The organism is Mesorhizobium sp. LNHC209A00, from assembly GCF_000502915.1.
Classification (GTDB): domain Bacteria; phylum Pseudomonadota; class Alphaproteobacteria; order Rhizobiales; family Rhizobiaceae; genus Mesorhizobium.
Genome location: NZ_AYWT01000004.1, coordinates 168525 through 182817 on the forward strand (window position 1 = coordinate 168525; position 14293 = coordinate 182817).

Sequence of the window (14293 nt, forward strand, 5' to 3'; positions counted from 1 at the left end):
CGGCCTACTCGGCCGCCACTCCTTTCACCTCGAGATAGCTTTCCATGGAATCGTCCAGTGCCTGCAGCCACGGCGTGTGGTGCAGCGGCGCCATGGTGCCGGTCATCAGCGAACGGTAGGCGTGGTCGCGGAAGCTCATAATGTCTTCGGCCTTGTGATGCTCCCACTCCATGAAGGTCTGGTTGACCGCCTTGACGTCGAAGCCGGGATAGTCGGTCTGGTCCATGAGTTCCTTGGTGTAGTCGCCTTGGAACCAAATCATCTGCTCGGCATCCTCCAGCGTCTCCTCGCGGGCGCGCCATTTGGCACCATGCGCCGCCATCGCCTCGGCGGACGGCAGCTTGATGCGGCCCATGATGACGTCGCGGGCGTACCAGGCCTGCGCGTCGAACATGTTGAAGGTGTAGAACTGGTCCTGCATGCCGATATAGGACAGCTTCGGGTTCTTCTCCCAGACCACGCCCTCATAGAGGTCCAACGGCCACATGCGGTTGGCGGTCTTGAGCTTGAGATCGTCGGTCAGGAACGGAAAGGAATGGAGATAGCCGGTGCACAGGATGATGGCGTCGACATCCTTGGTCGTGCCGTCCTTGAAATGGGCGGTCTTGCCGACGACTTTTTGCAGCAGCGGCACTTCCTTCCAATTCTCGGGCCATTTGAAGCCCATCGGTTTGGAACGATAGCTGGAGGTGATCGACTTGGCGCCATATTTGTAGCACTGCGAACCGATGTCCTCGGCCGAGTAGGAGCGGCCGATAATCAGGATGTCCTTGCCCTTGAACTCCATCGCGTCGCGGAAATCGTGGCTGTGCAGGATGCGGCCGTTGAAGGTCGAGAAGCCCTCGAAATAGGGAACGTTGGGCACAGAAAAATGCCCGGAGGCGACGACGACATTGTCGAACTCCTCGGAGTAAGTCACGTCGTTGGTGCGGTCATGCGCGGTGACGGTGAATTTCTTCGTCTCGTCCGAGAAGGTGACCATCCGCACCGGGCTGTTGAAGCGCACCCATTTGCGCAGACCCGACTTCTCGACGCGGCCCTTGATGTAGTCCCACAGCACCGCACGCGGCGGGTAGGAGCCGATCGGCCGACCGAAATGCTCCTCGAATGTGTAGTCGGCGAATTCCAGGCATTCCTTCGGCCCGTTCGACCAGAGATAGCGGTACATCGAGCCGTGCACGGGATCGCCATGTTCGTCGAGGCCGGTACGCCAGGTGTAGTTCCACAGACCACCCCAGTCGGATTGCTTTTCGAAGCAGACGATCTCGGGAATCTCGGCGCCCTTGTCGGCCGCCGACTTGAAAGCCCTGAGTTGAGCCAGACCGGACGGTCCGGCTCCGATGACGGCAACGCGATTGTTCATTCCGGGCCTCCTTTTTTGATTTCCCCAGCGAAACAAATTTCACTGGCAGTGACAGTAATTGGCCTCTTGGTGCTGTCAACAGACATCTGCTGGAACGGCGTTTGCGCGCAGAGGATTCCTGGCGGAAAACCCACGGGCGCCGCGATGGTCGCACTGCCGCGCGCGACATAAGATGGCTTGCCGTTGCGGTTGCGCTCCTGTATCGGCACCTGACATGTTCACCTTGAGTGAAATAAATCCTGACGATTGGGGGGCGACATGGCAAAGGCGAATTCGGATTCCAAGGCTCCCGCGAGCGCAAAGGCAAAGCCGTCGCCGAAAGTGTCGGCGGACGGCAGGACCATACGCGCGCCGCTGACACAAAACCCCCACGCCATTCGCGATACCCGCGAAAAAGTGCTTGAGGTCGCGATCGGCCGCGAGGTGCGGGCCTTCCGCAAGAAGCTCGGCATCACCGTGGCGGATCTCGCGGTCGCCACCGATATTTCGCTGGGCATGCTGTCGAAGATCGAGAACGGCATCACCTCGCCGTCGCTGACCACCTTGCAGGCACTGTCGCGGGCGCTCGGCGTTCCGGTCACCGCCTTCTTCCGCCGCTTCGAGGAAGAGCGCAGCGCCGTGTTCGTCAAGGCGGGCCAAGGCCTCGACGTCGAACGCCGCGGCACGCGCGCCGGTCACCAGTACAATCTGCTTGGCCATATCGGTTCCAACACCAGTGGCGTCGTCGTCGAGCCCTATCTGATCACGCTGACCGAGGATTCCGACGTGTTCCCGACCTTCCAGCACGAAGGCATGGAGTTTCTCTACATGCTCGAGGGCGAGGTCGTTTACCGGCACGGCAGCAATCTCTATCCGATGAAGCCCGGCGACAGCCTGTTCTTCGACGCCGACGCACCGCATGGACCGGAGCGACTGACGAAACTGCCGATGCGTTATTTGTCGATTATCTGCTACCCGCAGGGCAGTGCTGGGTAGGCGGGACGCCGCAGCCCCCTCACCTGGATTGCCCTCAGGGGAGAGGAGCCTGGCGCCAGTCTTCGCTATCTCTTCTCCCCTCGGGGAGAAAGTGGCCGCGAAGCGGCCGGATGTGGGAGGCCTTTCAATCCGGCCCGAACCCCGGGCTCGTCGGGCTCCCATCGTCCAGCTTCGACAGCCACTCGACCAGTGTCGGGCGAAAGCGCGTGAGGCCTTTGTAGCTGGCGAGTTCCTCGGGCAGGTCGCGGATGACGCGGTGCAGGCGCCGTGCCCATTTCGGCTGCGTCACCAGTTCGTCCATCTTGATCAGGTAGCAGCGGATCGGAAAGACGATGCCATTGGAGCGCGGCAGCCGCCAGAAACTCTGCAGTTCGACACGCAGATGCACCTTGTCGCCGACATTCTCCGACGTGACCGTCGCGCGGTCCGGACCCCATTTGTGATAATTCTCAGGGCTGGTGTCCAGCCGCGGATTGATGGTCATCGTCCAGTTCAGGCGCCGTGCCGGCTTGCCCTGCTGGATGTTGGTGAGGAACTTCAAGGCGCGCGTGAAAATACCCTTCTCATGCGCCAGCGGCACCGGCGCGTGCCATTCGAAGAAATTCATGCCGATGTCGAAATCGAGCGACCAGTCGGCCTGGGTGGTGACCATGCCGGCGTCCATCCACAGATTGCCGTCGCGCTGATCGAGGATGCAGAAATCGCCTTGGCTTTGCCGGGTGATATACTCCATCGGCCCGTAGGGCAGCGTCGAGGTGTCACCGAAGGTGAAGGTGTCGTCGATGCCGAGCGGCCGATTGATCCAGCGCCAGCGGTCGCCGTCGCGCGTCAGCGTGAAATGCTCGGGATAGCCCAGCGCCTGCTGCTCCATCAAAAGTTCCAGCAGGTCCCAGCCGGCGAGCGTCATGTGCGGCAGCGACTGGCAGCGCAGGGGATCCTCGGCCAGCACCATCGCACGGTCCTGCATCTCGGCGACATAGTGTTCGTCGACGTCGATCAGGTTTTCGAGCACCGAGCCCTTGGGCCCGACGACATGCGGCTCGATGTTGACGGCGTACATATAGCTGTCTTCGTGGAACGGGAACGGAAACCGCCTGATATGCTCCGGGCTGTTCTTGAAGGTGAAGTCGTCGCGGAACGTTTCCTTGCGAAAGGTGATGCCCATTCTCGCCTCCTATCTTTCCAGGACCAGCGACCTGCCCTCGAAGCGCGACACGCACGGCATGATCTTATTGCCCGAACGGTGCTCTTCCTCGCTCAGCCAATGGTCGTTGTGGATGAATTTGCCGTCACACGAGATGACGTTGGTCTCGCACTGGCCGCAGACGCCGCCACGGCAGAGATAGGGCGGATCGACGCCGGCGGCTTCGATGGCTTCCAGCAGGCTCTGCTGCTCGCCGACGCGGATGGTCTTGCCGCTGATGGCAAGCGTCACGTCGAATGGCAGGCCGGGCTGCGGCGCCGCGAAATGCTCGTAGTGGACGGTCTCCGGCGGCCAGCCCAGGCTAGCTGCGCGGTCGCGCACCCAGTTGATCATGCCTGCGGGGCCGCAGACATAGAGGTGCGTCCCGAGCGGCTGCGTGGATAGCAACCGGTCGAGCTCGATCCGCTCCTCAAGGTCATCGTGATAGAGCCGGACGCGACGGCCGTAGCGTTCCCGCAGCACATCGGCATAGGTGCCAAGCGAGGCGGTGCGACAGGTGTAGTGCAGTTCGAAATTGCCGCCCTCCCCCGCCAGTTGGGCGGTCTGGGCCATGAACGGCGTAATGCCGATGCCGCCGGCCAGCATCAGGTGTTTTTTGGCGCGCAGATCGAGCGAAAAAAGATTGACCGGATAGCTGATCACCATCTCCAGGCCCGGCTTGACCGACCTGTGCATGAACAGCGAGCCGCCGCGACCGACATCATCGCGGCGCACCGAGATGGTGTATTCGCGCGTGTCTAGCGGCGAGCCCATCAGTGAATAGGGATTGAGCCTTGTGCGCTCGCCATCGCGCATCTCGACCACGACATGGGCGCCGCCGGAAAAGGTCGGCAACAGCTCGCCATCACGTCGGCGAAAATGGAACCGGGTGACCAACTCATTGACCGGGACGACGTCGCTGACGACGACGTCGAGCTTGGTGGTGCCGGTGCTCATCGAAATATCTCCTCCATCGGAGGAATTTCACTACGATCCTCGGCATTGATGCAGACGCCCTGGAAAGCGGCAAGGCGTCGGGAATAGTGATCGCGCACGAGAAGCAGCAGGCCGCAATGCGAGCAGGTCGCCGGCTGCGTCGTCACATTCTCGGTGATGCCCTTGCAGTGGACACATTGCATGCGGCGCGCCAGCGAGCCGCGATGCTCGGTCTGCATGGAGGTGTGGTCGACGCCGGCTTCGAGCGCCACCTGCATGGCCTGGCCGATCAGCCCTTCGGTGCCGGCGAGATAAAGGCGCAGACCCATATGCGCGTTGGTCAGCGTCTGCTTCAGACGCGGCAGCAGGCTGGCGAAGGACGGCGCCAGATGAAGCCGCGCCGGCTTCAATGCTTCGAGAGCGGCAACATATTTGCCGTCAGGACCGGGAATGAAGACGATTTCGGCTGCATCGAAGAACCTGGCCGGAACCCTGGCGGCCATGTCTCTTATCGCGAGCGCGCCTTCCGCATCCGCCACGAAAAGATGATGCTTGCCGGGTTGCGGAGACAGGGTCCCGTAGATGGGCCGGCTGATGATGGTCTTGACTGCCATTTAAGTCTTCGTGCCTCGAAACCCCTCGCTGTCGATTATACCTCAGCCTTTCGCCGTGCGCTTGGTCTTCTTGGGATCGTCGAACGGCAAGGGCTGCGCCGTCGCCTGGATCGATCCGCTCTTGTTGCGGATTTCGAGCGTGGTGTCCTTGACCGCGCAGTCGACGTCGAGCCGGGCGATGCCCATCGATTTCTCGACCAGCGGCGAATACATGGCGCAGGTGACAACGCCGACCTTTTTGCCGTCGCGATAGACCGGAGCGCCCTCGTCCGCCGGCTCTCTGCCGTCGAGCAGGACGCCATAGATCTTAAAGCGCTCCTTGCCTTTCAGGCGATAGTGCTCCTCGGCACCGCGAAAGCCGGTCTTGCCGGGACTGACGGTGAAGTCGAGGCCGAGCTCCCAAAGCGTATCGCCGGGTCCTTCATTCTCGAACGGATACTTTTGGGAATTGTCGTAGGGGTAGAACAGCAGGTAGCTTTCGACCCGCAGCATGTCGAGCGTGGTGAAGCGGCACGGAATGATGCCGGCGCTCTTGCCCTCGTCGAGAATCCTGTCCCAGATCGTGCCTGCATCCTGGCCACGGCAGAAGATCTCGTAGCCGCGTTCGCCGGTATAGCCGGTGCGCGAGATCATGACGGGGAAGCCGAACAGTTGCGTCTGCATATGATGGAAGTAGTTGAGGTCGCGGATGCCGGGCACGTGCTTGGCCAGATAGTCGACCGCTGTTGGCCCCTGCAGCGACAAATCGTGCAGATTGTCGTCGAAGCGCAACGACACGTCCCGTCCCATCGCCGCCCGCTGCAGTTCCTCATGGCCGGTGCCCGAGCCGTGCACCACCATCCAGGAATTCGGTCCCGTGCGGTAGAGGATGCAGTCGTCGGTGAATTTGCCCGCCTCGTTCAGCATGCAGGCATAGGCCGACTTGCCGGGATAGATCTTTTCGACGTCACGCGTGGTGGCGAGGTCGATCAGATGCGAGGCGTGTGGCCCTGTGATGTGAACCTTCTTCAGGCCGGAAACATCCATAAGCCCGGCCTTGGTGCGGATGGCGATATATTCCTCGTCGGCATCCTTGTCGTAGGTCCAGGCGGTACCCATACCGCTCCAGTCTTCGAGTTTCGAACCCAGCGCACGATGGCGATCCGCCAGGGTCGAAAATCTCCAGGATGCCGTCATCCGCTCGTCTCCATCGAAAATGCTGCTGTTCCCTGCTCCCGTGCGCAAGGCCGGGAGCCTGGTCGAATATTGATCGCAAACGCGAGAGGCCCGCAATCCCCCTAAAGCAAATAATTTCATTGTCAGGCAAAATCGGCAGGTCGAAGCAAGCGGTTAACTCAGCGTAAATTCATCTTGACAATTGCGGAATTCGGCCTGAATTTATGAAAAAAATTTCACTCTCTTGAAAGAGAGCGGCGGGCGGTGGATTCGGAACCGGGCGTCGGCAAAAAGGGGAAAAACCGATGGCAGACCTGCAGCAGCGCATCGAGGCGCTGTACCGCTCCGACTTGCGCGGATCCGCGATCCTGATCATCTGCCTGTGGGCGACGATCCTCTTCGTCCTCTTCATGACATGGCCATACATTCCTCAGGGCAGCATCAAGGCCGTCGTCGCCATTGCCGCCGCCGCCGTGCTCATCTTCAACACGGCAGCCATCCTGGCGATGGTCAAACACTACAAGGAAGACAAAGAGTTCATCTACGGGCTCGACATCAAGAACGCCGACGCATCCCGCAACCGCAAGTCCTGAGGGGAGAAACAATGTCCCGCTATACGCCGCCGGAGCAGAGCAAGGCCGGGCAAGTCTTCGACATCGCCGTTGTCGTGGTCGCCATCTTCGTGGCGCTGTGGCTGCCGCTGAAGCTTGGTCTTGCCGGTGCCGCAAAATCGATCGACGCGCTCGATGCCAAGACCTGGGAAGCGCTCGGGCAGAATCCGACCATGGCTTCGATCTGGGAAAAGCTCGGCTATACACCCGAGACCGCGCACGACGTCATCCAGAACCGGTTCCACTACATCATCGACTGGCCGACGCTGATCATCATGGCGGCCGTCCTGATCGGTTATTTCGTGTTCCTGTTCCGGGCATCCGACCGCGAATATCGCGATGTCATCAACGAGAAGTTCGACGATAAGTAAAGTTTGACGACGAAGATTTTGGGGACACGATCATGTGGGTGGCACTCTCTTACGCATGCTGGGGCATCTCGATCGTGCTCGCGCTGTGGATGCTCTACGACTGGTTCAAGGTCGATACGAACTACTCCGAGGACGTTTTGACCTCGTCGCGTGAAGGCGAGCTTGAAGCCGCTTCCGAAAAACACCGGATCTGAGTGGGGATTGATCGATGACGGTCGCGATTGAAAACACCACCACCACAATTCACGGGGACCGGGTGTCGCTGCTTCGGGTGCTTGGCCCGGCCCATGTCTGGGCACTCGGCGTCGGCATCGTTCTGGTCGGCGAGTTCACCGGCTGGAATTTCTCGGCCGACAAGGGCGGCGCGCTGGCTGCCCTGATCGTGTGCTGGGTCGTCGGGCTGCTCTACACCTCGGTGGCCATGATCGATTCCGAAGTGACGTCGACAGTGGCCGCCGCCGGCGGCCAGTATGCGCAGGCCAAGCACATCGTCGGGCCGCTGATGGCGTTCAACGTCGCGCTGTTCCTGGTCTTTGCCTATACGATGCTGGAAGTGTCCGACGCCATCCTGCTCGGCGACACCATCGTCGCCAAGGCAGGTGTAGAAGGGCTAACCCACAATTCCTTCATCGCCGCCACCATCGTGGTGCTGGCCTGGCTCAACTATCGCGGCGTGCTGATGACGCTCAACGTCAACTTCGTCATCACGGCCATCGCCTATGTCTCGATCGTCGTCCTGTTCTTCTCGGTCAGCCCGTGGACGCAAGGCGCGGTGCTGAAGCTCAACGAACTGGTCACCCCAGGCAACGCGCTGCCCTATGGCTGGATCGGCGTCATCGCCGCCTTCCAGTTCGGCATCTGGTATTATCTCGGCATCGAAGGAACCACCCAGGCCGCCGAAGAAGTGCGCTCGCCGGCACGCTCCCTGCCCTACGGCACCATGGCCGGCATGATCACGCTTCTGATCGCCGCCGCCATGACCTGGTATGTCTGCGCCTCGCTTATGCCTTGGGAATATCTCGGCATCACCTATTATCCGCTGTGGGACGCCGGCAAACTGACCGGCAGCCCGCTGCTCGAGAACCTCCTGTTCATAGCGACGCTGCTCGCCGCGCTTGCCTCGGCCAATGGTTGCATCAACGACGCGGCGCGCGCCTGGTTCTCGCTCGGCCGCGACCGCTATCTGCCGAGCTGGTTTTCGGCGGTGCATCCGAAATACCGCACGCCCTATCGCTCGATCCTGTTCCTGCTGCCGATCGCGCTGGCCTTCGCCTTCATCGCCGATCTCAACCAGGCGATCACCTTCTCTATCCTGTCGGGCGTGCTGCAATACACCTTCATGAGCATCAACATCATGATGTTCAGGAAGAAGTGGCCGCTGGGCTCGATCCGCCGCGGCTACACGCATCCCTTCCATCCGCTGCCGGCAATCGTCCTGTTCTGCCTGTGCGTGGTGACCTTCTTCGCCATCTTCCTCGGCTTCGGCTCTCAGTTGATCGCCATGGTCGCCTTCTATTTCCTGATCTCGCTGTGGTTCCATTTCTATCGCTACAAATTCGTGCGGCGTGGGGACCAGTTCACCATGCCGTGGCCGAAACCGCAGGGCTATTGATGGGAGTAGGCCCGTCCTGGATCTGGACGGGCCTTGCACGATAAAATGTCCGACGTGACATCAGCACTGCTTGCCGGGGCAATTGTCCTGGCTCTCGTCCTTCACCTTGCGTGGCAGGCACGCCGCAGCCGCGACAGGGCCTCGGCATCGCTCGCGGCCGACGAGGCGGGCATTCGCGCGATTGTCGCGGATGCAGAGAATGTCTCGGACGGCACCGCCGGCGTCATCACCTGGGAAGGATCGTGGAACGGCCAACGTGTGCAGGTGCGCACCATCGTCGACACGCTGGCGACGCGGAAACTGCCGGCGCGCTGGCTTAGCGTATCGATCACCGAGAAGGTCTCGGTACCCGCCATCTTCGATATGATGATGCGGCCGGGCTCGCCGACCACGTTCTCCAATTTCGACCATCTCCAGCATACGTTGCCGAAGGCGCCCGGTTTTCCGGCCGAGGCGGTGCTGCGGACAGACCGCAGGGGCACACGGTTCCCGCAGAGCATCATCGCCGACCATATGGAGCCGTTTTCAGAAGGCCGCGCCAAGGAGCTGCTGATCACGCCGAACGGAGTGCGCATCGTGTGGCTGCTGGCCGAGGCCGAGCGGGCACGCTACGGTGTCTTCCGGCAAGCCGCGTTCGGAGACACACGGATCGATTCTGCGCTGATCGAGCGGTTGCTCGTATCACTCTCGGATCTGCGCGACGCCATCAACGGAAGCGAACGGCAGGCCGCATGAGCACTTCAAACACTTCGCCGCCGCCGGTGAGCCCCTATCTCGTCCTCGGCGCCGCAATCGTGCTGCCGGCAAGCGGTCATGTCATTCTGGGCGTCCCTGTGCGCGGACTGCAATTTCTTTTCTTCATGGTCATCCTGGCCTGGGTGACCGCCAAGATTTCGCCGCCGGACGCCAGCTTCGTCGGCCGTCACGCCGGCGGCTTCCTGATCTATGCGCTGTCGATCCTCGACGCCTACAAGATCGCCCGCATCCGTACCGCCAAATGGGCTCATAATGCCCGGCCGGAAGGAAACGAAACACAGAGCGGCATTGAGCCGCATACGTAACCAGAGGAAAATTTCTTTCATGCCATTGAATTCGAGGATTTCATTCGATACATCATCTTAGTCACAAACGTCGGGAGGCTGACATGTGCGGAATCGTTGGACTTTTCCTGAAGGACAAGGCGCTGGAGCCGAAGCTCGGCGCGATGCTGTCGGAGATGCTGGTATCGCTCAGCGATCGCGGCCCTGATAGTGCCGGCATTGCCATCTATGGCGCGACATCAGGCAACGAGGCCAAGATCACCATCCAGTCGCCGAAGCCGGAGCGCGATTTCCGCGGCCTGGACGCCGAACTCGCGAAGGCCGTCGGAGCGCCGGTGAGCATTGCGGTGAAATCGACCCACGCAGTGGTCAGGACCACGCCGGACAAGGTCGACGCGGCGCGTGAAGCCCTCCAGTCGCTCAGGCCCGACATCCGCATCATGGGCGCCGGCGAAGCGGTGGAAATCTACAAGGAAGTCGGCCTGCCCGAAGCCGTCGTCGATCGCTTCGACGTGCGCAAGATGACCGGCACGCATGGCATCGGTCATACCCGCATGGCGACGGAATCGGCAGTGACGACGATGGGTGCGCATCCTTTCTCGACCGGTGCCGACCAATGTCTTGTGCACAATGGTTCATTGTCGAACCACAACAATGTCCGCCGCGAATTGATCCGCGAAGGCATGAAATTCGAGACCGAGAACGATACCGAAGTGGCGGCCGCTTACCTTTCCTCGCAAATGGCGCATGGCAAGAACCTCGGCCAGGCACTGGAAGGCACGCTGTCCGACCTCGACGGCTTCTTCACCTTCGTCGTCGGCACCAAGAATGGTTTTGGCGTGGTGCGCGATCCGATTGCCTGCAAGCCTGCCGTGATGGCCGAGACCGACCAGTATGTCGCCTTCGGCTCGGAATATCGCGCGCTGACCAAACTGCCCGGTATAGACAATGCGAGGGTCTGGGAACCGGAGCCCGCAACCGTGTATTTCTGGGAGCATTGAGTTCATGCCGGCAACCTCCAAGGCAACGCGCGACAGCCATGCGCGCGTCTTCGACCTCGACATCCTGTCGCTGCGCGAACTCAATCAAGCGCTCCACAATCTGGCTCCGGGTTCGAACGAGACGGCGTGGGAAGTGCTCAACCCGAAAGGGAGCCATTCGGTCGCCGTCGGTGTCGACCACCCTGTCAGCATCGATGTGCGCGGCAGCGTCGGCTATTACTGCGGCGGCATGAACTCCGGCAGCGCCATCACCGTGCACGGCTCGGTCGGCCCGGGCGTTGGCGAGAACATGATGTCGGGTTCCATCGTCATCAAGGGCGATGCCAGCCAGTATGCAGGCGCCACCGGCAAGGGCGGCCTGCTGGTCATCGAAGGCAACGCCTCGTCGCGCTGCGGCATCTCGATGAAGGGCATCGACATCGTCGTGCATGGCAATATCGGCCATATGTCGGCCTTCATGGCGCAATCCGGCAACCTCGTTGTTCTGGGCGATGCCGGCGATGCACTGGGCGATTCCATCTACGAGGCGCGGCTCTTCGTGCGCGGCAAGGTCGATAGTCTTGGTGCAGACTGCATCGCCAAGGAGATGCGGCCCGAGCATCTGGAACTGCTGCAGGATCTGCTCGACCGCGCCGGCGTGACCGGCGTCAAGCCGTCGGAGTTCAAGCGCTACGGCTCGGCGCGCACGCTCTACAATTTCAATATCGACAACGCCGACGCGTATTGAGGCAGCATGACCTATCGCAACCCGCCGACGACGCCGCGCAAATCCGCGACCTTCGACGACTACACGCTCTCCGAAATCCGCCGCGCCGCGGCGACCGGCATCTACGACATCAGAGGTGCCGGCGCCAAGCGCAAGCTGCCGCATTTCGATGACCTTCTGTTCCTCGGCGCTTCGATCTCGCGCTACCCGCTGGAAGGCTACCGCGAGCGCTGCGACACATCCGTGGTGCTCGGTTCGCGCCACGCCAAGAAGCCTATCGAACTGAAGATCCCGATCACCATTGCCGGCATGAGCTTCGGCTCGCTGTCCGGTCCCGCCAAGGAAGCGCTCGGGCGCGGCGCGACGCTGTCGGGCACCTCGACCACGACCGGCGATGGCGGCATGACAGAGGAAGAGCGCGGCCATTCCAAGCAACTGGTCTATCAGTACTTGCCCTCGCGTTACGGCATGAACCTGCGCGACCTGCGCCGCGCCGATGCGATCGAAGTGGTCGTCGGCCAGGGCGCCAAGCCCGGCGGTGGCGGCATGCTGCTCGGCCAGAAGATTTCCGACCGTGTCGCCGAAATGCGCACGCTGCCCAAAGGCATCGACCAGCGCTCGGCCTCGCGCCACCCCGACTGGACCGGTCCGGACGATCTCGAGATCAAGATCCTCGAACTGCGCGAAATCACCGACTGGGAAAAACCGATCTACGTCAAGGTCGGCGGCGCCCGGCCCTACTACGACACAGCGCTTGCGGTGAAGGCCGGCGCCGACGTCGTCGTGGTCGACGGCATGCAGGGCGGAACGGCGGCGACGCAGGAAGTGTTCATCGAGAATGTCGGCCAGCCGACGCTCGCCTGCATCAGGCCGGCGGTGCAGGCGCTGCAGGATCTCGGCATGCACCGCAAGGTGCAGCTCATCGTCTCAGGCGGCATCCGCAACGGCGCCGATGTGGCCAAGGCGCTGGCGCTCGGCGTCGACGCCGTGTCGATCGGCACCGCGGCACTCGTGGCGCTCGGTGACAACGATCCCCGCTGGGAGGCGGAGTACAACGAACTCGGCACCACATCGGGCGCCTATGACGACTGGCATGAGGGCAAGGACCCTGCCGGCATCACCACGCAGGACCCCGAACTGATGAAGCGGGTCGACCCCGTGGCCGCCGGGCGCCGGTTGGCGAACTACTTGAAGGTGATGACGCTGGAGGCGCAGACCATCGCCCGCGCCTGCGGCAAGAACAGCCTGCACAATCTCGAACCCGAGGACCTCGTCGCATTGACGATCGAGGCTGCCGCCATGGCCGGCGTGCCGCTGGCCGGCACCAACTGGATACCGGGGAAGAACGGCTTCTAGAACACATCCAAAGACATAAGCGAGGAAATATAATGGGGAACGATCTCGCCGATTTCGCCAAGAAGAACGGCGTCAAATATTTCATGATTTCCTACACTGACCTGTTCAGTGGCCAGCGTGCCAAGCTGGTACCGGCGCAAGCCATCGCCGACATGCAGAAGGACGGTGCCGGCTTTGCCGGGTTCGCCACCTGGCTCGATCTCACGCCGGCGCATCCCGACATGCTGGCGGTGCCGGATCCGGACTCGGTCATCCAGTTGCCATGGAAACCGGAAGTCGCCTGGGTCGCCGCCAACTGCATCATGGACGACAAGGAGGTCGACCAGGCGCCGCGCAACACACTGAAGCGGCTGATCGCGGAGGCAGCCGCCGACGGCATGCACGTCAAGACCGGCGTCGAGGCCGAGTTCTTCCTGATCTCGCCGGACGGCAAGACGATCTCCGATGAATACGACACGGCATCGAAGCCTTGCTACGACCAGCAGGCGGTGATGCGCCGTTACGACGTCATCGCCGAGATCTGCGACCACATGCTGGCGCTCGGCTGGGGCGCTTACCAGAACGACCACGAGGACGCCAACGGCCAATTCGAGATGAACTGGGCGTTCGACGATGCGTTGCCGACCGCGGACAAGCATTCCTTCTTCAAGTTCATGGTCAAGTCGATCGCGGAAAAACATGGGCTGCGCGCCACCTTCATGCCCAAACCGTTCCAGGGCCTGACCGGCAATGGCTGCCATGCCCACATCTCTGTCTGGGACAAGTCGGGCAAGACCAATGTCTTCGCCGACAATTCGATGGAACTCGGTCTTTCCGCCAAGGGCAAGAACTTCCTTGGCGGCATCATGAAGCACGCTTCGGCGCTCGCCGCGATCACCAACCCGACGGTCAATTCCTATAAGCGCATCAACGCGCCGCGCACCATTTCGGGCGCGACCTGGGCGCCGAACACGGTGACCTGGACCGGCAACAACCGCACCCACATGGTGCGCGTGCCCGGCCCCGGTCGCTTCGAATTGCGCCTGCCGGATGGCGCCGCCAACCCCTATCTCCTGCAGGCGGTCATCATCGCCGCCGGCCTCGACGGCATCCGTTCGAAGGCCGATCCGGGCAAGCGCTACGACATCGACATGTACCAGCACGGCCACACGGTGAAGGGCGCGCCTAAGCTGCCGCTCAACCTGCTCGATGCGTTGCGCGAGTTCGACAAGGACAAATCGCTCAAGGCGGCGCTGGGTGAGGAATTCTCGTCGGCTTATCTAAAGCTGAAGCACCAGGAATGGAATTCCTATGCTTCCCACTTCACGCAATGGGAGCGCGACCACACGCTGGACATCTGAGCCCCAGCAGTGCGAGCGACCTCGGAATGA

17 protein-coding genes are annotated in these 14293 nt (G+C 61.7%); 11 read left to right on the forward strand and 6 right to left on the reverse strand.

The window, feature by feature from the left end; translation table 11 throughout:
• Positions 1 to 4 precede the first annotated feature (4 nt).
• Entirely contained in the window at positions 5 to 1363 is a 1359-nt protein-coding gene (locus X739_RS153375) for an NAD(P)/FAD-dependent oxidoreductase (protein WP_023794615.1), read from the reverse strand.
• A complete protein-coding gene (locus X739_RS1000000169300; protein WP_156939860.1) occupies positions 1360 to 1572 on the reverse strand; it encodes a hypothetical protein in 213 nt (70 codons plus the stop codon). Before X739_RS1000000169300 ends, X739_RS153375 begins: the two co-directional genes overlap by 4 nt.
• 49 nt (positions 1573 to 1621) lie before the next feature.
• Here X739_RS1000000169300 and X739_RS153370 point away from each other — a divergent pair, with 49 nt between their 5' ends.
• A complete protein-coding gene (locus X739_RS153370; protein WP_023771050.1) occupies positions 1622 to 2338 on the forward strand; it encodes an XRE family transcriptional regulator in 717 nt (238 codons plus the stop codon).
• Between the two features lie 124 nt (positions 2339 to 2462).
• Here X739_RS153370 and X739_RS153365 read toward each other — a convergent pair whose 3' ends face one another.
• Genes X739_RS153365 through X739_RS153350 form a run of 4 tightly spaced genes read right to left on the reverse strand, consistent with a single transcriptional unit; the run spans position 2463 to position 6247 of the window.
• A complete protein-coding gene (locus tag X739_RS153365) occupies positions 2463 to 3503 on the reverse strand; it encodes a DUF3445 domain-containing protein (protein ID WP_023794616.1) in 1041 nt (346 codons plus the stop codon).
• Positions 3504 to 3512: 9 nt separating this feature from the next.
• The gene (locus X739_RS153360) at positions 3513 to 4478 is read right to left on the reverse strand and encodes a PDR/VanB family oxidoreductase (RefSeq protein ID WP_023771052.1); all 966 of its coding nucleotides are present in this window, start codon (positions 4476 to 4478) and stop codon (positions 3513 to 3515) included.
• Positions 4475 to 5071, reverse strand: coding sequence for a dimethylamine monooxygenase subunit DmmA family protein (locus X739_RS153355; RefSeq protein ID WP_023794617.1), 597 nt, complete (start codon positions 5069 to 5071; stop codon positions 4475 to 4477). The genes X739_RS153360 and X739_RS153355 overlap by 4 nt, the downstream gene beginning before the upstream one ends.
• 42 nt (positions 5072 to 5113) lie before the next feature.
• Positions 5114 to 6247 (reverse strand): aminomethyltransferase family protein, encoded by a 1134-nt coding sequence (locus X739_RS153350; protein WP_023782230.1) that lies wholly within the window; start codon positions 6245 to 6247, stop codon positions 5114 to 5116.
• Positions 6248 to 6531: 284 nt separating this feature from the next.
• Here X739_RS153350 and X739_RS153345 point away from each other — a divergent pair, with 284 nt between their 5' ends.
• From X739_RS153345 to glnT, 10 genes are all read left to right on the forward strand, one after another.
• Entirely contained in the window at positions 6532 to 6819 is a 288-nt protein-coding gene (locus X739_RS153345) for a hypothetical protein (RefSeq protein WP_023771055.1), read from the forward strand.
• An 11-nt stretch (positions 6820 to 6830) separates the two neighbouring features.
• Complete coding sequence (locus tag X739_RS153340) at positions 6831 to 7208, forward strand: hypothetical protein (RefSeq protein ID WP_023771056.1); 378 nt, start codon at positions 6831 to 6833, stop codon at positions 7206 to 7208.
• A 32-nt stretch (positions 7209 to 7240) separates the two neighbouring features.
• A complete protein-coding gene (locus tag X739_RS1000000167955) occupies positions 7241 to 7402 on the forward strand; it encodes a hypothetical protein (RefSeq protein ID WP_015318908.1) in 162 nt (53 codons plus the stop codon).
• A 14-nt stretch (positions 7403 to 7416) separates the two neighbouring features.
• Positions 7417 to 8820 (forward strand): APC family permease, encoded by a 1404-nt coding sequence (locus X739_RS153330; RefSeq protein ID WP_031240484.1) that lies wholly within the window; start codon positions 7417 to 7419, stop codon positions 8818 to 8820.
• 45 nt (positions 8821 to 8865) lie between these two features.
• Complete coding sequence (locus X739_RS153325; protein WP_023794618.1) at positions 8866 to 9555, forward strand: hypothetical protein; 690 nt, start codon at positions 8866 to 8868, stop codon at positions 9553 to 9555.
• Positions 9552 to 9881 (forward strand): hypothetical protein, encoded by a 330-nt coding sequence (locus X739_RS153320; protein ID WP_023794619.1) that lies wholly within the window; start codon positions 9552 to 9554, stop codon positions 9879 to 9881. The genes X739_RS153325 and X739_RS153320 overlap by 4 nt, the downstream gene beginning before the upstream one ends.
• 83 nt (positions 9882 to 9964) lie before the next feature.
• Positions 9965 to 10861: a glutamine amidotransferase family protein gene (locus X739_RS153315; protein WP_023771060.1), complete on the forward strand. Its 897-nt coding sequence runs from the start codon at positions 9965 to 9967 to the stop codon at positions 10859 to 10861.
• Positions 10862 to 10865: 4 nt separating this feature from the next.
• Positions 10866 to 11588 carry a GXGXG domain-containing protein gene (locus tag X739_RS153310; RefSeq protein WP_023794620.1) on the forward strand — a complete coding sequence of 241 codons (723 nt, stop codon included), beginning with the start codon at positions 10866 to 10868 and terminating at the stop codon, positions 11586 to 11588.
• 6 nt (positions 11589 to 11594) lie between these two features.
• The gene (locus X739_RS153305) at positions 11595 to 12923 is read left to right on the forward strand and encodes an FMN-binding glutamate synthase family protein (protein ID WP_015318914.1); all 1329 of its coding nucleotides are present in this window, start codon (positions 11595 to 11597) and stop codon (positions 12921 to 12923) included.
• Between the two features lie 32 nt (positions 12924 to 12955).
• A complete protein-coding gene (gene glnT / locus X739_RS153300; protein ID WP_023771062.1) occupies positions 12956 to 14263 on the forward strand; it encodes a type III glutamate--ammonia ligase in 1308 nt (435 codons plus the stop codon).
• Positions 14264 to 14293 lie beyond the last annotated feature (30 nt).